Below are 18279 nucleotides of genomic sequence, written 5' to 3'. Positions count from 1 at the left end.
ACGGATAACGACCGTGCGGAGCTGCCAAGGATACAGGGCGGGCGCCGAAGCTGTCAGCGCGTCGCCGGCGCTTCGGCCTGCGTAGCAGCGACGTGACCCCGGCGCGGCGCGGGGAATCGCACTTCCACGCATAGTCCGTGTTCCTCCGCCAGGCGGTAGATCACCTCGGCGCGATGGCGTTCGGCGATGCGCTGCACGATGGCCAGCCCCAGTCCGCTGCCTTCCTCGCTGGTGCCCGGCGCACGGAAGAAGCGTTCGCTCAGGCGGGGTACCAATTCGGGTGGCACACCTGGGCCATTGTCCTCCACCATGAGGTTGGCACCGCCGTCGGTGCGCGCCTGCAGGCTCACCGTGACGGTGCTGCCGCGGCCGGCGTAGCGGATGCAGTTGTCGATGAGGTTGTCCAGGAGGTCGTGCAAGCTTGCAGCATGCCCATGGATGCTTAGCGCTTGCTCAGGGCCCTGGTAGCCGAGGTCGATACCGGCGGCCAGCGCATCGTGCACGCGTTGCGTCACCGCCTCGGGAACCCAGCGTGCGAGATCCAGCGGCACGTGTTCCACGGTTTCGGTGGAAGGCGCCTGTGCGCGGGTCAGCGCCAGCAGCTGCGCGGTGGTGCGCGCGGCGCGCTGGTTGAGGCGACGGATGTGGGTAAGCGCTTCGCGCACGTTGGCCGGATCGGGATCGGCGAGCGCGCGTTCCACGTGCAGGCCGAGGCCGGTGAGCGGCGTGCGCAACTGGTGCGCGGCGTCGGCAATGAAGCGGTCGTGCAGCGCCAGCATGCCGCGCAGGCGTGCGAACAATGCGTCGATGGTGCGGGTGAGGGGGAGGATTTCCTGTGGTACGTCCGGGCCGCCGATGGGCGTGAGTTCGTGGTTGCGGCGCGCAAGCCGCCGGGTCAGCGGGTCGAGCACGCGCAGGCCGTGGTTGACGCCGAACCAAACCAGCGACAGCACGCACACGATCAACAGCGACTGGGTGAGGATCGCCAGGTACAGGATGCTGCGCGCCTGCGCGTGGCGATCGCTGAGGGTCTCGGCCACGGTGATGACGAGGACGTCGCCGGGGTGGCCGTTCCATGGTGCGGTCAGCGTGACCGCGCGCAGCGGATGATTCTCCATGCGGGTGTCGAACAGCTCGGGTTTGGCGCCCATCGCCGGAATCCGCTGTGCCTGTGGCAGTTGGCCATTGCCGGCGACGAGGCCACGTTGGCGACTGACCACACTGAAGTAACCATCGCCGTTGGGGTCGTACTGCAGCAGGAAGCGCGCTTGCGGACTCAGCTCACCGCTCAGCTGCTCGCTACCCATCATCTTGGCCAGCGTCAGCGCGTCGTTGCCGAGGTCACGGTCGTGCACGTGGTTCGCATAGCCCAGCGCCACGCCGTAGGTGAACAGGATGTCCAGCACCAGCAGGATGGTCACCGGGATCAGCAGAAAACCCAGCAAACGGCGGCGCAGGCTGGGGCGGCGGGCGGGAGCCTGGCTCATGGGCGGTCACCGTCGGCCGGACTTTCTTCCAGCAGGTAGCCCAGGCCGCGGATGGTGCGCACACCGGTGCCGCTGCCTTCGAGCTTGCGGCGCAGACGATGGATGGCGATGTCCAGCCCGTTGTCGGTGAGCTCCTCGTCCCAGCTGCATAAGGCTTCGATCAGTTGCGCGCGGCTGGTGACGCGGTCGGCGCGCATGGCCAGTGCCTCGAGCAGGCCGAACTCGCGGGCGGTGAGTTCCAGCGGCTCGTCGTCCAGCCACGCGCGATGGCCGGGCAGATCCAGCCGCAGCCGGCCGATCTTCAGCTCGGGCACGCCCTGGCTGCTGCTGCGGCGGAGCAGGGCGCGCACGCGTGCCTCGAACTCGCTGAGCTCGAAGGGTTTGACCAGGTAGTCGTCGGCACCGAGGTCGAGTACGCGGATGCGTTCGTCCAGGCCGTCGCGCGCCGTTACCACCAGTACCGGCGCGCTGCCGCCACGGCTGCGCAGCCGGCGCAGCACTTCGCTGCCGTCCAGTTGCGGCAGACCCAGGTCCAGCACCAGCAGGTCGTAGTCGTGCTCGCGCAGCGCGGCGTCCGCCAGCTGGCCGCCGGCGACATGATCCACGGCGTGGTTGCTGTGGCGCAACGACGCGCAGATACCTTCGGCGATGGAGGGGTCGTCTTCGGCCAGCAGGATGCGCATGCGGTTCGGGTTCCGTTCGTCGGCATGAAGGGGTGCACAGCTTGCCATGCGCCACCTGTCCAGTAGCTTAGAGCCTGTACGCGATTCCGCATGGGGCCTCGGCGAGGCGGCGCGGACGGCTGCCCGTCTACCGGCGTGCTCTCGTTCTTCAATGAGCCCGTTCGCAAACGGCTTCCCGTGCAGGCTTATGCAGGAGCCGGGCAGGATCTTTCCGTCGTCAAGGCATGACCTTTGGCCTATGACGGCGATGCCACGCTGCGTGCACGCTGGCGAATCACTCGCGGGGAGAGCGCAATGGTGTCGATCAGGGGCAGGGGCGGGCTGTGGCTTGCCGCAGTGGCCATGGGCTGGTGCGCGACCGGTGCTGGCTTTGCGCAGCAGGCACCCGTAGCAGCGGGAAGCATGGTGGCGTCGCCCGCGGCAAGTACGGCGACGGCTGCGTTGGAGCCAATCCCGTTTGCGCCGGCGCATCAGACCATCATCACCACGCCAAGCGCGCCGACCGCCTGGGGCGGCGCACGCACCGGCCAGGAGGCAACACTGTCCGACCGCGTGGTGAGCTACACCATCAATGCCAGCCTCGATGCGGCCAAGCACCAGGTGGCCGGCAAGGAACACATGACCTGGCGCAACCGCAGCGACCGCCCGGTCAGTCATGTCTATTTCCATCTCTACCTCAATGCGTTCGAGAGTGATGGCAGCACCTGGTTCACCGAGCGCAAGGTGCTCACCGCGCATGGCCGCTCACGGGGCAATGCGGAGCTGAAGGACGGACAGTGGGGCTGGATCCGCCTGCAGCGCGTGACGCAGGGCGATGCGGAGCTGAAGGACGCGGTGCAGGCAGGTGCGGCGCTGAAGTGGAGTTTCGTGCATCCCGATGGCGGCCCCGACAGCGACCACACCGTGGTGCGCATCGATCTTGCCCAGCCGGTGCCCGCAGGTGCCACGCTGGCGCTGGACATCGATTTCCTCAGCCAGCTGCCGCGGGTGGTGGAGCGCACCGGCTGGTGGGGCGACTTCAACCTGGTCGGCCAGTGGTTTCCCAAGATCGGCGTGCTGGAACTGGCGGGCGAACGCGGTGCCACCGCGCCGCGCTGGAACGTGCACGAGTTCCACTTCAACAGCGAGTTCTACGCCGACTTCGGCAGCTACGACGTGCATCTCGACGTGCCCAGCGACTACACCGTGGGCGCGGTGGGCCAGCTGCGGGGCGAGCCGCAGGCGGCGAACGGCCGCACCACCTACCATTTCATGCAGGGCGATGTGCACGATTTCGCCTGGGTGGCCGCCAAGGGCTACAAGACGATGGACGGCACCTATACCGGCGCGGGCAGCCCGCCGGTGGCCGTGCGCGTGATCTATCCGACCGAATACGCGGCCAGCGCCGCGCCCACCCTGAAGTCCACCATCGACGCGCTGGGCTATTTCTCGCAGACCATCGCGCCGTACCCCTACCACACGGTCACCGCGGTGATACCGCCGTACAACGCGGACGAGGCGGGTGGCATGGAATACCCGACCTTCTTCACCTCCGAGGGCTACAAGGAGGTCACGCCGGGCACCCTCAGCCAGTACGGCAGCGACTTCGTAAACATCCACGAATTCGGCCATGGGTATTTCTACGGCATCCTCGCCTCCAACGAGTTCGAGGAGCCGATGCTCGACGAGGGCATGAACGAGTACTGGGACGACCGCATGATGCGCGAGCGCAAGCAGGACCTCGTGCTCGCCACGCCATTCATGAAGTGGCTGGGTGTCGCGCCGGCAATGAGCGGATTCCAGATGGAGCGCCTGGGCGCGCAATTGCAGCGCCCCGAGGATCCGCTGGCGCAGAACAGCTGGGACAGGCTTTCCGGTTCCAGCTACGGCACGGTGTACACGCGCACCGCCACGGCGATGCATGATCTCGAACAGCGCATCGGCGAGCCGGTGATGCAGAAGGCCATCCGCCTGTACTACCAGCGCTGGAGTTTCCGCCATCCCTCGGTGGCCGACCTGCGCCAGGCACTCGTCGACGGCTCGGGCGATGCCAAGGATGTCAACGAGATCTTCGACGAGGTGGTGTATGGCACGGCACACATCGATGACCGCGTGATCGACATCGACACGAACGAGGTGCTGCCGCCGTCCGGCGTGATGTGGAAGGACGGCAAGCCGATGGCCGACCAGGCTGCGTTGGACAAGCAGGTCGCCAAACAGCGCGAGGATTGGAAAAAGGCCCATCCCGACGCCAGGCCTGGCGACAGCGGGCCGTTCCCCTGGCACAGCACGGTGACCGTGTTGCGCGACGGCGCACGCGTGCCCGAGACCTTGCATGTCATCTTTGCCGACGGCAGCCACGAGGATGTGCGCTGGGATGACGATCGCCGTTGGGCGCGCTTCGAATTCGAGAAGGCCAGCAAGGTGGTGTCCGCCGAGCTTGATCCCGCCCAGCAGGTTTACCTCGACGCCAACAAACTCAACGACAGCCTTTCGACCAAGCCGAACGGCGCTGCTTCCAGGCGCTGGACGGCCGACGCGGCCGCGTTGCTGCAAACCCTCTACTCGATGCTGGTGACGCTGTGATGATGGCCAGGACGACTGCCCCGCGCGCCGGCTTCGGCGCCCTGTTCTCCGCGATGGCTGAGGCCGTGCAATGGCGTTTGCTGCTGCTGTGGCTGCTGCTGATGTTGCTGCCGGCCACGATGGTGGCGCTGCCGCTGTGGCGCTCGCTCGCGAACCTGCTCGACCACTCCGTGCATGCCGATGCATGGGCACGGCACTTCGATCCCATGATGTTCGGCGATGCGATGTTCGCGATGGGTGGGCACGTCGCGTGGCTGAGCGGTGCTTCCTTGCTGGGTCTGGTGTTTGCCCTGCTGCTGTCGCCCTTCCTCAACGGCATGGCGGTGGGCAGCGGACGCGCCGGGCGCAGCCTCGATTTCGGCGCGTTGCTGTTGAGCGGCTGGATCGAATACGGTCGCATGTTCCGCGTGATGTTGTGGTCGCTTTTGCCCTATGCGGTGGTGGTCCTGGCGGCTGGCGTCGCCATGCACATGGCCGACAAGCATGCCGATCAGGCGGTGCTGGAGTCGCAGGCCGATGCCTGGCAGCACGGTGCGCAATGGGTGCTGCTGGTGGTGTTCGTGCTGATGCACGCCATCGTGGAATCCACCCGCGCAGCCTTCATCGCCGATTCCGGTTTGCGCTCCGCCACCCGCGCCTTTGGCCGCGGCATCCGGCAACTGCTGCGCCGGCCGTTGAAGACACTGCTGTTCTATCTGGTAGTGAGCCTGGTTGGCCTGGTGATTGCCGGTGTGTTGGGCATCGCGCGTATCCACACCACGGCGGCGGATGGCGGCTTCTGGTTGGGACTTTTGCTCAGCCAGTTGACCGTGGTGGTGCTGGGGTGGATGCGCATCGCGCGGCTGTTCGCGCTGGCGCGGCTGGCGCCGGCGCGTTGACGTCGTCTGTTTTCCACTGTTTCCACCTGCTGAGAGTGAAACTCGGGCGCCGGCAGGCGCTCGAGGCCGCTCTGTCGCTCACGGCAGGCACCGCAAGCGAATCGGGCCACTGAAGCAAAGCTGTCGCAGAGCACCTGCTCACGGAAGGCGGAGGCCCCTCAACCGCAAGCGACGCGACGGATCTCCCGATGCGGTGGGTAATACGCGAACACATGCGTATCGCACCCGTAGAAATCCCGGTCCTCGATGTGTTCGCCGCCAAGGCGTTCCGCCACGCGGTCGGAGGCTTCGTTGCCCACCCGCACCAGGCTGATCACGCGCTGTGCGCGCAACTGGTTCCAGGCGAAGTCCAGCACCGCGGTGCCAGCTTCGGTGGCGTAGCCATGGTGGCGGTGTTCGGGCTTGAGCATCCAGCCCAGCTCCAGGTCGGGCCAGCCTTCGGGCTGGAACAGGCCGGCGCGGCCGATGAACTCGCCGGTGGCCTTCAGTTCCAACGCCCACATGCCATAGCCGCGCAATTGCCAGTGGCCCAGCAGCATCGCCAGCGAACGCCAGGCGTTGGTGCGGTCCAGCGGCTGGCCATCGCCGATGTAGCGGGTGCTGGCCGGGTCGGCCAGCATCGTGGCGTAGTCGTCGAAATGGCGCTCGGTGAGCGCAGTCAGGCGCAGGCGCGCCGTCTCGATGGTGGGAATGTTGATCATGTCAAATTCAGAAGCAAATCACGTGCCTTCGAGCAACGCCGCTAATGCGCGGGTGCTCGAAGCGAGGCTTTCCGTCCAGGACAAGCCGACGATTGTCTCACCAGTTGCTGCATCCGCAAAATCCTCGGTCTCGCCGGGGGGGAGCAGGTGGCGGTAGTCCACGGTGATCTCGCTGTCCACGGGCAGGTCGGCCAAGGCGAACACGAAGCCGAGATGCCATAGCCCGTTGGGCTGGAAACTATGGTTGATGTAGCACTCGTCGGGCCAGTCCGGCGACACGGTGTAGCGGTCCTCGAACCAGCGCGCGCTGGCGTACTTCAGCTTGGCCAGTTCCGGCAGGTCGAATTCGGCGTGCCGGAAGGTCTGGTTGATGGCGTCGGGCGCGGTGAGGATGCTGCCGGCGCGCACCGTCTCGTCGAGAAAGAGGCCCTTGCCTGCACCGGGGATGCGTGAGGCGGCGATGTGGTAGCGCGGCAGGATCATGGCGGGACCGGTCGGAGCGGGGCGCCAGTGTAGGGCAGGCTTGCATTGGCGGCTTGCTAGAATGTCCGTCTTCCCCACGTTTCCGGAGTGCCCATGGATACCGCCCGCCTTTCCCGCTTCGTCAGCGGCCTGTGGGACGAGGAGATCGTGCCCAGGCTGGTGGAATACATCCGCATTCCCAACAAGTCGCCGATGTTCGACAAGGACTGGAAGGCGCACGGTCATATGGACGCGGCGGTGAAGCTGATGAGCGACTGGGCGCAGTCCAAGCTAGCCGCGTTGCCGGGTGCCACGCTGGAGGTGGTGCAGCTGGAAGGGCGCACGCCGCTCATCTACATCGAGGTGCCGGCTACAGGCGCCAGCAACGACACCGCGGTGCTGTACGGCCATCTGGACAAGCAGCCGGAGATGACCGGCTGGGCCGAGGGCCTGGGTCCATGGACGCCGGTGCTGAAGGGCGACAAGCTTTACGGACGCGGTGGCGCGGACGACGGCTACGCCATCTTCGGCTCGCTGGCGGCATTGCTGGCGCTGCGCGAGCAGGGCGTGCCGCATGCGCGCTGCGTGATCCTGATCGAGGCCTGCGAGGAATCGGGCAGTTACGACCTGCCGTATTACGTCGACCACCTTGCCGCGCGCATCGGCAACCCGTCGCTGGTGGTGTGCCTGGACTCGGGCTGCGGCAACTATGAGCAGCTCTGGCTCACCACCTCGCTGCGCGGCATGACCGGCGGCAACCTCACTGTGCAGGTGCTGGAAGAGGGTGTGCATTCGGGCGACGCCTCGGGCGTGGTGCCATCCAGCTTCCGCATCCTGCGCGAGATCCTGTCGCGGCTGGAGGATCCGGAAACCGGCACGATCAAGCCGAAGGAGCTCTACGTCGAGATTCCCGCCCAGCGCGTGGAGCAGGCGAAGCACGCGGCCACCGTGCTGGGTAGCGACATCTACAGCAAGTTTCCCTGGGCTGAAGGCATGCAGCCGGTCACGCACGAGCTACCGGAGCTGGTGCTCAACCGCACCTGGCGCCCGCAGCTGGCGGTCACCGGCATCGGCGGCATCCCGCCGCTGGACAGCGCCGGCAACGTGCTGCGCCCGTTCACCGCGGTGAAGCTGAGCCTGCGCGTGCCGCCTACGCTGGACGCGAAGAAGGCCGGCCAGCTCCTCAAGCAGTTGCTGGAAAAGGACCCGCCCTACGGTGCCAAGGTCAGCTTCGACCTGGAGAAGGACGGCAGCGGCTGGAATGCGCCGGCGCTGTCGCCGTGGCTCGCCCAGGCGGTGGACGAGGCGTCGATGAACCAGTTCGGCGCACCGGCCACCTACATGGGCGAGGGCGGTTCCATCCCGTTCATGGGCATGCTGGGCGAGAAGTTCCCCCAGGCGCAGTTCCTGATCACCGGCGTGCTGGGTCCGCACTCCAACGCGCATGGCCCCAACGAATTCCTGCATATTCCCACCGGCAAGAAGGTGTCGGCGGTGGTGGCCGAGGTGGTGGCCAAGCACTATGCGCAGGGCGCGAAGGACTGATGCGGTTTTCTCCCTCTTCCCGCTGGGAGAGGAGGTAAAGGCTCATGGATCATTCCCACCTCGCCGCCAACTGGGCCGACGTCCGCCATCGCGTGGACGAGGCCTGCCGCGCTGCCGGGCGCGATCCCGCCGAAGTCTCCATCCTGCCTGTCAGCAAGACCTTCGACGCCGACGTGGTGCGTGCGGCGGTGGCGTTGGGTCTGCGCCGTTTCGGCGAGAACAAGGTGCAGGAGATCCGCGACAAATCCGGCCCGCTGGCCGACTGCGGCATTGCCTGGGTGGTGATCGGTCACCTGCAGACCAACAAGGCCAAGGAAGTGGCGCGGCTGGCCAGCGAGGTGCAGTCGCTGGACCGTATCGAACTCGCCGATGCATTGCACCGCCGCCTGCAGGCCGAAGGGCGCCGTCTGGACGTGCTGGTGCAGGTGAAAACCTCCTCCGAGGAAAGCAAGCATGGCCTGTCGCCCGATGCATTGCCGGCCTTCCTGGACAGCCTCGCGCACTACGAGACCTTGTGCATGCGTGGCCTGATGACTCTCGCCACCCATAGCGACGACCCGGCCGAGGTGCGCGCCTGCTTCCGCGAACTGCGGGAGCTGCGCGATACAGCCCAGGCGCAAGGCCATGACCTGCCGAGGCTTTCCATGGGCATGAGCGGCGATTTCCCGTTGGCGATCGCCGAAGGCGCCACCGAAGTGCGCATCGGCAGTGCGATCTTCGGACGCCGCCCGGTGTAGGCCGATCTTTGAAACAAATCGGAAATCCGACCCGAAACCCCCGGTTTCGGGTCGGATTGGACAATTTTCGGAAGAATCTGCCGTTTTTCGGATGTGACGGGTGTATCGGTTGTTTGCGAACGACAGAGTTCAGTTAACCTCGATCCAACAACTTCACGGAACCGTCTTGGTAAGTTCACCCCTTCGTCACGTCACCCGCACGTCAGGTGGCGCCTCCGAGAACCGTAGGGGTTACCGCCTCATGCCAATCCAGCGATTGACCGGTGTTGCCGCGCTCGTTCCGATGCTGCTGCTGGCCACTCCTTCGCATGCGACGACCCATCGCGTCCTGAAGCACCACACCCAGTCCCGCCGTTCCCATGTCGTTGCCAAAGCCTCGGTCGACAATCATTACTCGCAGGTTCCCGGCGTTCTCGCTTCCCCGCTGTCGCTGAATCCGTGGTTTGCCCTCAGCCCGATGCCGGCCCTGGCCTCGCCCAACCTGGCAGGTTTTGGCGGCAATGCGGCGCCGGCCTTCGGCGTCGAGCACAGCGTGCTCGCACCGGTAGCCGCTGCTCCGGTCGTGGCCGAAGTCGCGAAGGCGACCGAAGGTCAGGCGGAGGGTGATGCCGACATGCAGGTCGACAACATCAGTGACCTGCGCAAGTCCCTGATCGACCTGGCGATGAACCTGCGCAACGTGCGTTACGTGCGCGGCGGCAAGAGCCCGTCCACCGGCTTCGATTGCAGCGGTTTTGTGCGCTACGTGTTCGCTCACGCGATCGGCGTGCAGTTGCCGGCCAATTCCGCCTCGCAATTCCTCGACGGTCTCAAGGTGAATCGCGCGGACATGAAGCCGGGCGACCTCGTGTTCTTCCATACCGGCGGTCGTCGTCACGGTGGCATCAGCCACGTGGGCATCTACATTTCCAACGGCCAGTTCATCCATGCGCCGACCTACGGCAAGCGGGTGCAGATCTCCAGCCTCGATGAGGCCTACTGGGCCAAGCGCTTTGTCGGCGCCAAGCGCCCAGACGGCATGCTGGCGCTGACCGGTGGCGGCAACGGTTGATCCTGGCCGCATCGCCATTCGTTGAAGCCGCCCGCGTGGCGGCTTTTTCATGGCGCGCATCCACGTGCGCCAGTCTGTGGACACGTTGCGGGCGCGCAAAACGGCAATCCTGTCGTTTTGTCTTGGGGCTGTCCGAGCATGGCGAGCGACCGACGCAGACGTTACGCTAGCGCATTGCCTCTATTGCACTTCTGCATGCCCAATCTTCCGCCGGTTACCCGCAATCTGCTGATCGCCAATGTGCTGGTGTTCGCACTGCAATTGTTCCTGCACGACGTGGATACCCTGGCGCTGAGCCGGTACTTCGCTTTGTGGCCGCTGGGGCCGGACGTGACCGGTGCGGTGGCGGGCGGCCAGGTCATCACGGTGGGCTTCCGGTTCTGGCAGGTGGTCACCTACGCGTTTATGCACGGCGGCTACACCCACATTCTGTTCAACATGATGGCGCTGTACATGTTCGGCGGGGTGATCGAGCGTACCTTCGGCGCACGCAACTTCACCGTGTACTACTTCGTCTGCGCGGTCATCGCAGCGGTAGCACAGCTGCTGGTGGTGAAGTTCTTCACCCACGGCGTCTATCCGACCATTGGCGCTTCGGGCGCGATCTTCGGCCTGCTGCTGGCCTTCGGCATGCTGTACCCGAAGGAGAAGGTGTTCCTGATCTTCCTGCCGATCCCGATGCCGGCCTGGCTTTTCGTGATCGGCTACGCGGCAGTGGAACTGGTGCTGGGCGTCACCGGCACGCAGGCCGGCGTGGCGCATTTCGCGCACCTCGGCGGCATGGTCGGCGGCTATGTCATGATCCAGTACTGGCGCGGCCGCCTGCCGCTGAAACCGAAGCGCCAATTGCTGCGCTGATTACAGGGAAACGCATGAGCCAAGACCTGCAGCGCCGCCTCACGCCGCGCCACATCACTTTCATGGCGCTGGGCATGTGCATAGGCGCCGGGCTGTTCCTCGGTTCGGGCAGCACGATCAAGCTGGCCGGGCCGTCGGTGCTGTTCGCCTACCTGATCTGCGGCGCGATGATCTTCATCATCATGCGCGCGTTGGGCGAGATGGCGGCGCACGAGCCCATTGCCGGCTCCTTCAGCGCCTATGCGCACAAATACCTCGGGCCGTTCGCCGGTTACCTCACCGGTTGGAACTACTGGATCCTGATGATGGGCGTAGGCATCGTCGAGAGCACGGCGGTGGGCATCTACATGAAGACCTGGTTTCCCGCTTCGCCGCAGTGGATCTGGGCTTTCGCCAGCGTGGCGATGATCGGCGGACTGAACCTGCTGGCAGTGAAGGTGTACGGCGAGCTGGAGTTCTGGTTCTCGCTGATCAAGGTGCTGACCGTGGTGCTGATGATCGCCGGCGGTTTCGCGATGATCTGGCTGGGCTGGGGCAACCACGGCACGCCGGTGGGCCTGTCCAACCTGTGGACGCACGGCGGCTGGTTCCCGCACGGCGTCACCGGCATGGTGCTGGCGTTGCCGGTGCTGGTGTTTTCTTTCGGCGGCATCGAGACCATCGGCATGGCGGCAGCCGAGGCCGCACAGCCGGAACGCACGATCCCGCGCGCGGTGAACTCGGTGATCTGGCGCATCCTGATCTTCTACATCGGCTCGCTGTTCGTGATCATGGCGATCTATCCGTGGAACGAGCTGGATGCGAACAGCAGCCCGTTCGTCACCACCTTCGCGCGGCTGGGCATTCCCAGTGCGGCGGGGCTGATCAACTTCGTGGTGATTACCGCGGCGCTGTCCAGCTTCAACTCCACCACCTTCAGTGGCAGCCGCATGCTGCACAGCCTCGCCACCAAGGGACAGGCGCCAGCAGCAATGGGCCGCACCAGCACGCAAGGCGTGCCGGTGCGCGGCGTGCTGGTGACGATGGCGTTCCTCCTGTTCGGCGTGCTGATGAACTACCTGGTGCCTGGGCGCATCTTCGGCATGATGATGTCCATCCTCGCGTTCAACACCGTGTGGACCTGGGGCATGGTGCTGGTGGCGCACTGGAGCTTCCGTCGCCGCCAGGCGCAGCCGCTGGGTTTCCGCCTGCGCGTGTGGCCGCTGTCCAGCGTGGTGTGCCTGGCCTTCCTCGCTTTCGTGTGGGTGATGCTGGGCTACAGTCCCGATACCCGCGTGGCGCTCTACGTGGGCGTGGCGTGGATCGCGCTGCTCACCGTGGCCTATTACGCGTTCGGTATCGAGCGGCGCATGCGGCAGGTCACTGCATCGGGCGCAGCCTGACTCCGGCATAGGTTCGCTTCGGTGTCCCATTCAAAAGCGCGCGGCGCGGGCCGTGCGCTTTTTTCATGCGCGTCGTTCGTCCGCGCCTATGCCCTGGCTGTGACGACTAGATGGCCTATACTCCCCCTGAGTATCAGAGGCGAACGTCCATGCCGTACTCGACTCAGGAAAAGAAGCGGGCACTGGTGCGCGTGCGCCGTATTGACGGTCAGCTGGACGCGCTGGCGCAAGCGCTGGAGCAGGAGGCGGACTGTGGCGCCGTGCTGCAGCAGATCGCGGCGATCCGCGGCGCGGTGAACGGGTTATTGGGCGAGGTGCTGGAGAGCCATCTGCGCGCCAGCTTCGTACCCCGTGCAGGGCCTAGGCGCCGCGCGACAAGAACAGAAGACGCGGCGGCAATGGAGCAGACCATCGCCTTGCTGCGCACTTATCTCAAGTAGCCGGCGGTTGCGTCGGCTGAACCATCGATTCCCTGCAGGAGTACCGCCATGAAATCCCGTGCCGCCGTCGCCTTTGCCCCGGGCAAGCCGCTGGAGATCGTCGAGATCGACGTGGCCCCGCCGAAGAAGGGCGAGGTGCTGGTGAAGATCAGCCACACCGGCGTCTGCCACACCGATGCGTTCACGCTGTCCGGCGACGATCCGGAAGGCCTGTTCCCCTGCGTGCTCGGCCACGAGGGAGCGGGCGTGGTGATGGAAGTGGGCGAGGGCGTCACTTCAGTGAAGCCGGGCGACCATGTGATTCCGCTGTACACGGCCGAATGCGGCGAATGCCTGTTCTGCAAGAGCGGCAAGACCAACCTGTGCGTGGCTGTGCGCGCCACCCAGGGCAAGGGCGTGATGCCGGACGGCACCACGCGTTTCTCCTACAACGGCCAGCCGATCTACCACTACATGGGCTGCTCCACCTTCAGCGAGTACACCGTCGTCGCGGAAGTGTCGCTGGCGAAGATCAATCCGCAGGCGGATCACGAGCAGGTCTGCCTGCTGGGCTGCGGCGTCACCACCGGCATCGGCGCGGTGCACAACACCGCCAAGGTGCAGGAGGGCGACAGCGTGGCGGTGTTCGGCCTCGGCGGCATCGGCCTGGCCGTGGTGCAGGGCGCGCGCCAGGCGAAGGCGGCCCGCATCATTGCGGTCGACACCAACCCGGCCAAGTTCGAGCTGGCGCGTTCGATGGGCGCCACCGATTGCGTCAACCCGAAGGATCACGACAAGCCGGTCCAGCAGGTGATCGTGGAGATGACCGGCTGGGGCGTGGACCACAGCTTCGAGTGCATCGGCAACGTCAACGTGATGCGCGCGGCACTGGAATGCGCGCATCGCGGCTGGGGCCAGAGCATCATCATCGGCGTGGCCGGCGCAGGCCAGGAAATCGCCACACGCCCGTTCCAACTGGTCACCGGCCGCAAGTGGATGGGCACCGCGTTCGGCGGAGTGAAGGGCCGCAGCCAGTTGCCCGGCATGGTGGAGGACGCGATGAAGGGCGAGATCGAGCTGGCGCCGTTCGTCACCCACACCATGGCGCTGGACGGAATCAATCACGCCTTCGAGCTGATGCACGAAGGCAAGTCGATCCGTTCGGTCATTCATTACTGACGGCAAGCCCATCTCCTCTCAGGAGCGAGATGGGAGTGAGGATATGGATGGGGCGCCGCGCTTCGACCGTAAGCTCATCTACTGCTGGGCGCCGTCATGCGGCACATCCATGTACCTCATCCTTCGGGCGGTTTTCGCCGGGCAAATCGGTTTCCCTGCCGATTTGTCTCCCGAAGGGAGAAGGAGTAGTCGAGGCAGCTCGGATTAAGCGGCTTCTTGCTTGTCATCCCAGCGAAAGCTGGGATCCAGCGTCTGTAACGCCTCAAATGCAAAGCCGCTGGATTCTTGCTTGATCAGCCATTCGGCAGTTGAGAAGCGCCTCCAGGGATGACGAGCAAAATCAAAGCTTTCTTGATAGGGAGAATCCTATGAACCTTGAGCGCATCGAACACCGCGCCTGCTTCGGCGGCTGGCAGGACGTGTACCGCCACGACTCGGCTGTCCTGGGCTGCACGATGAACTTCGCCGTCTACCTGCCGCCGCAGGCGGGGCAGGAGCGGCTGCCGGTGCTGTACTGGCTGTCGGGCCTCACCTGCACTGAACAGAACTTCATCGCCAAGGCCGGCGCGCAGCGCTACGCGGCCGAACATGGCGTGGTCGTGGTGGCGCCGGACACCAGTCCGCGCGGCGAGGGCGTGGCGGATGATCCGGCGTATGACCTGGGCCAGGGTGCGGGCTTCTATCTCAACGCCACCGAGCAGCCATGGAAGGCGCATTACCGCATGCGCGACTACGTGGTGGACGAGCTGCCTGCGCTGGTGGAGGCCAATTTCCCCGTCAACGATGCGCGTGGCATCAGCGGACATTCGATGGGTGGGCATGGCGCGCTGACGATCGCCCTGGGCAATCCGGGGCGTTACCGCAGCGTGTCGGCGTTTTCACCCATCGTTGCACCCGCACAGGTGCCCTGGGGCGAGAAGGCCTTCTCGGCTTATCTCGGTCCGGACCGTGCGCAATGGGCACGCCATGACGCCACCGGGCTGCTGAAGACGGCCAGCGAGCGGTTGCCGCTGCTGGTAGACCAGGGTGAGGCCGATGAATTCCTCGCCACGCAGCTCAAGCCGGAATTGCTGCGCGAAGCCTGCGCGAAGGCGAACCATCCGCTGACCCTGCGCCTGCATCCAGGCTACGACCACAGCTACTACTTCGTGGCCAGCTTCATCGGCGAGCACATCGCCTGGCATGCGCGGGCGATGAAAGCTTGATGGAGCTCTGATTTCGCTCGTCATCCCGGCGCAGGCCAGGATCCAGCAGCAGTGTCGCTTGAGTGAGTTTGATCGCCACTGGATCCCGGCCTGCACCGGGATGACGAACAGGGAGTGCGGAGCCGATGGTGTTCCGCGATCAGCGCAGCGCGAGGAAATCCGCGCTGACCACGAAGCGCACCGCGTCCAGTCGCAGGCGCGATTGCGGCAACGCGGTCAGCAGGGCGTCGCGTTCGGCGGCCACCGTGGCGATCTCCGCGGCACTGATCGAAGGGTTCACCGCAAGCAGTGCATGCAGGCGTGCCAGTTCCGCATCCAACGCTGCGGCTGCTTCGGCCGTGGCCTCGTCTATCGTGGCCTGCGCGCGCGCGCGCGCGGCGGCCTCGGCTTTCTCGAGCATCGGCGGCACCAGCTTGGCGAGGAACTTGCGGTAGCGCGGTACTTCGATGTTGCGGTCGGCGGCCTTGCGCAGCGCGATGTCGCTGGGCTGGAAATCCGTTCGCTCGGCGAGCCGGGTGTCGATGGTGACCGTGATCGGCAGCGCGGGCAGGAAGCGCTCCGCGTCGAGCCGGCGGTCGGCCACGCACTCCAGTACGAATACCGTCTGCAGCAGTGCGCTGCGCGGCGGCAGCGCATCGTCCACCATGAAGGCGGCGTTGCCCTGTTCGCCGGAGAGCGCGAGGTCGAGCGCGCCGGCGACCATCGGGTGGTCGAGCCGCAGCAACGGCAATTCCTCGCGCGCCAGCGCCACGGCGCGACTGAAGGTGGCCGACTGCGGGCCTTCGGCGAAACCGGGCAGGGCGTCGGTGGAGAGGTATTGCGGGTCGAGCAGCAGCACCTTGCCGCCCAGTTCCTCGGCATGGATGCCATAGCCTTCCAGCAGGCGTTGCACGAAGGCATCGCGCGCGGGGTCGTCGTCCTCGCGGCGGAACGCGCGCTCCAGCTCGTCCGCGTGCGGGTCGCGGCTGGCCGCCAGTTCCAGCAGGTGGTCGCGGCCGGCACGGATCAGCTCGGCCATCTGCTCGTGCGCGGCGCGGGTTTCGGCGAGCAGCACATCTAGTTCCTGGTCGCGGTCATCGTCGCCGCGTGCGTGCTGGCCGGCGAGCTGCGCCAGAGTGTCGCCAAAACGGCGCAGCAGTTCGCGGCCGTCGGCGGGGCTCTGCCGGAACGCGTCCACGCCTTCGTCGTACCAGCGCGCCAGCACGTGCTGCGCGCTGTCGGCCACGGCGAGGATGTGGATGCTGATGTCGTGGCTCTGGCCGATGCGATCGAGGCGGCCGATACGTTGTTCGAGCAGGTCGGGGTCCAGCGGCAAGTCCCACAACACAAGGCGGTGGGCGAACTGGAAGTTGCGGCCCTCCGAACCGATCTCGGAACACAGCAGCAGGCGTGCACCGTCGGGTTGGGCGAAGTAGGCCGCGTTGCGGTCGCGCTGCACGATGCCCAGCCCCTCATGGAAGCGCGCGATGCCGGCGCCGGTGCGCGTGCGCAGGGCTTCTTCCAGGGCCAGCACCTTGGCCTGGCTGCGGCAGATCAGCAGGAACTTGTCTTGCGGATGTGCATCGAGCAATTCGACCAGCGCGTTTAGGCGTGGATCGTTCGTGTAGTCGTGTTCCAGTGCCGGTGACGGTTGCTGGATGTCGGCGTGGAACTCGGCGAGCAGCGACTGGCGCGTGGCTTCGTCCAGATTGCCGGCGTCCAGCACCTGCCATTGCGGCACGCGTTGCGGGAAGCCGCCGATGCCGGCGCGGCGGTTGCGGAACATCGCACGGCCGGTGCCGTGGCGATCGATCAGCGCGGCGAGGATTTCGCGCGCGTGCTCGGGCCTGGTGGTGTCGGCCAGGCGCGCCTCAAGCGTTGCGTCGGCTGCGAAGGCGGTGCGCAGCATGGTGCGCTCGGCTTCGTCCAGCGCCTCGCCGTCAAGCAGCTTGTCGGCCACCTGCGACAGCGGCTGGAAGCGTTCGGCTTCGGCGAGATAGCCGTCGAGGTCGCGGTAGCGCTGCGGATCGAGCAGGCGCAGGCGGGCGAAATGGCCGCTGCGGCCCAACTGCTCCGGCGTGGCGGTGAGCAGGATCACGCCGGGTGTCCTCGCAGCCAGCTGTTCCACCAGCGTGTAGCGTGGGCTGGCGGCTTCCGGCGCCCATGCGAGGTGATGCGCCTCGTCCACCACCAGCAGATCCCATGGCGCGTCCAGCAATTGCTGCGCGCGCTTCGGATTCGCCTCGAGAAAGGTGAAGTCCGCGATCACCAGTTGCTCGTCTTCGAACGGGTTGTCGGCGGACGCATCTTCGCCGGCCGACGTGAGCGCTTCGCAGCGCTCCTCGTCGTAGATGGCGAAGCTGAGGTTGAAACGGCGCAGCAGCTCCACGAACCACTGGTAGACCAGCGTGTCGGGCAACAACAGCAGTACGCGCGAAGCGCGGCCGGTGGCGAGCTGGCGCGCCACGATCATGCCGGCCTCGATCGTCTTGCCCAGGCCAACCTCGTCGGCCAGCAGTACGCGGGGCGGCCGACGCGCGGCGGCGATGCCTGCCACGCGCAACTGATGCGGAACCAGGCCGATGCGTGCGGCGCCAAGACCCCATGCAGGCGAGCGGCGCGCCTCGGCGCGGCGGCGCAGGCCTTCCACGCGCAACTCGAACTGCGCCACGGCATCGGTGCGGCCGCCGATCAGGCGGTCGTCGGCCTGGCTCACGCTTTGCTCGTCGTCGAGCTGCCCCTCGTGCAATTCGCGGCCCTCGCCGCGATAGATCAGCAGCTCCTCGCGGATCTCCACCTGCTCGACCAGGAACGCGATGCCCTTGCCGGCCACGCGCTGCCCGGCACGGAACTCCGCGCGCACCAGCGGGGCGGAATCCACCGCATAGGGCCGCAGCACGCCTGCCCTGGCGAACAGCACCTGCACGCCGCGCCCTTCCACGCGCAGCACGGTGCCGAGGCCGAGCTCGGGCTCGGCGGTGGAGATCCAGCGTTGACCAGGTACGAACATTGCACAGCCGCTTGGCGTAAGGGGCGTCGATTATCCGCCGAGCGGTTGTTGCTGCCTAGGGAAAATGCTGTTCGGGTCGTCGTTACTGTCAGGGAGCGCTGTTTTAGTTCCTTGAGAGAGTCGATGGATCGGCTATGG

General features: G+C 66.1%; 15 protein-coding genes. 10 read left to right on the top strand and 5 right to left on the bottom strand.

Annotation, left to right across the window (positions count from 1 at the left end; all coding sequences use genetic code 11):
- Positions 1 to 53: 53 nt before the first annotated feature.
- Both ISP25_RS07240 and ISP25_RS07235 read right to left on the bottom strand, forming a co-directional pair.
- Positions 54 to 1487, bottom strand: coding sequence for a sensor histidine kinase N-terminal domain-containing protein (locus ISP25_RS07240; RefSeq protein WP_192154619.1), 1434 nt, complete (start codon positions 1485 to 1487; stop codon positions 54 to 56).
- On the bottom strand, positions 1484 to 2170 hold the full coding sequence (locus tag ISP25_RS07235) for a response regulator (RefSeq protein WP_404612790.1): 687 nt from the start codon (positions 2168 to 2170) through the stop codon (positions 1484 to 1486). Before ISP25_RS07235 ends, ISP25_RS07240 begins: the two co-directional genes overlap by 4 nt.
- 294 nt (positions 2171 to 2464) lie before the next feature.
- Here ISP25_RS07235 and ISP25_RS07230 point away from each other — a divergent pair, with 294 nt between their 5' ends.
- Both ISP25_RS07230 and ISP25_RS07225 read left to right on the top strand, forming a co-directional pair.
- Positions 2465 to 4735, top strand: a complete 2271-nt coding sequence (locus ISP25_RS07230) for a M1 family metallopeptidase (RefSeq protein ID WP_404612788.1) — start codon at positions 2465 to 2467, stop codon at positions 4733 to 4735.
- Between the two features lie 2 nt (positions 4736 to 4737).
- A complete protein-coding gene (locus ISP25_RS07225; protein WP_404612786.1) occupies positions 4738 to 5613 on the top strand; it encodes a hypothetical protein in 876 nt (291 codons plus the stop codon).
- Between the two features lie 158 nt (positions 5614 to 5771).
- On the opposite strand, the gene ISP25_RS07220 is transcribed toward ISP25_RS07225, so the two are convergent.
- On the bottom strand, positions 5772 to 6314 hold the full coding sequence (locus tag ISP25_RS07220; RefSeq protein WP_192154624.1) for a GNAT family N-acetyltransferase: 543 nt from the start codon (positions 6312 to 6314) through the stop codon (positions 5772 to 5774).
- Positions 6315 to 6332: 18 nt separating this feature from the next.
- Positions 6333 to 6797, bottom strand: coding sequence for an SET domain-containing protein (locus ISP25_RS07215; protein ID WP_192154626.1), 465 nt, complete (start codon positions 6795 to 6797; stop codon positions 6333 to 6335).
- A 93-nt stretch (positions 6798 to 6890) separates the two neighbouring features.
- Between ISP25_RS07215 and ISP25_RS07210 the strand changes: the two genes are divergently transcribed.
- The 8 genes from ISP25_RS07210 to fghA all read left to right on the top strand — a co-directional run bounded on the left by ISP25_RS07210 (position 6891) and on the right by fghA (position 15152).
- Positions 6891 to 8321, top strand: coding sequence for a M20 family metallopeptidase (locus tag ISP25_RS07210; RefSeq protein ID WP_192154628.1), 1431 nt, complete (start codon positions 6891 to 6893; stop codon positions 8319 to 8321).
- A gap of 44 nt (positions 8322 to 8365) precedes the next feature.
- The gene (locus ISP25_RS07205) at positions 8366 to 9058 is read left to right on the top strand and encodes a YggS family pyridoxal phosphate-dependent enzyme (protein ID WP_404612784.1); all 693 of its coding nucleotides are present in this window, start codon (positions 8366 to 8368) and stop codon (positions 9056 to 9058) included.
- A gap of 241 nt (positions 9059 to 9299) precedes the next feature.
- The gene (locus ISP25_RS07200) at positions 9300 to 10109 is read left to right on the top strand and encodes a C40 family peptidase (protein ID WP_404612782.1); all 810 of its coding nucleotides are present in this window, start codon (positions 9300 to 9302) and stop codon (positions 10107 to 10109) included.
- A 195-nt stretch (positions 10110 to 10304) separates the two neighbouring features.
- Positions 10305 to 10967: a rhomboid family intramembrane serine protease gene (locus ISP25_RS07195; protein WP_192154631.1), complete on the top strand. Its 663-nt coding sequence runs from the start codon at positions 10305 to 10307 to the stop codon at positions 10965 to 10967.
- A 14-nt stretch (positions 10968 to 10981) separates the two neighbouring features.
- Positions 10982 to 12349 carry an amino acid permease gene (locus tag ISP25_RS07190; RefSeq protein WP_404612780.1) on the top strand — a complete coding sequence of 456 codons (1368 nt, stop codon included), beginning with the start codon at positions 10982 to 10984 and terminating at the stop codon, positions 12347 to 12349.
- A 149-nt stretch (positions 12350 to 12498) separates the two neighbouring features.
- Positions 12499 to 12789 (top strand): metal-sensing transcriptional repressor, encoded by a 291-nt coding sequence (locus ISP25_RS07185; protein ID WP_404612778.1) that lies wholly within the window; start codon positions 12499 to 12501, stop codon positions 12787 to 12789.
- A gap of 48 nt (positions 12790 to 12837) precedes the next feature.
- Entirely contained in the window at positions 12838 to 13947 is a 1110-nt protein-coding gene (locus tag ISP25_RS07180; RefSeq protein ID WP_192154637.1) for an S-(hydroxymethyl)glutathione dehydrogenase/class III alcohol dehydrogenase, read from the top strand.
- Between the two features lie 368 nt (positions 13948 to 14315).
- A complete protein-coding gene (gene fghA / locus ISP25_RS07175; RefSeq protein ID WP_404612776.1) occupies positions 14316 to 15152 on the top strand; it encodes an S-formylglutathione hydrolase in 837 nt (278 codons plus the stop codon).
- Between the two features lie 139 nt (positions 15153 to 15291).
- On the opposite strand, the gene rapA is transcribed toward fghA, so the two are convergent.
- A complete protein-coding gene (gene rapA, locus ISP25_RS07170) occupies positions 15292 to 18141 on the bottom strand; it encodes an RNA polymerase-associated protein RapA (protein WP_404612774.1) in 2850 nt (949 codons plus the stop codon).
- Positions 18142 to 18279 lie beyond the last annotated feature (138 nt).

The sequence above is a fragment of the Rhodanobacter hydrolyticus genome (assembly GCF_044904645.1).
This window is presented reverse-complemented; position numbering and strand designations above follow the sequence as displayed.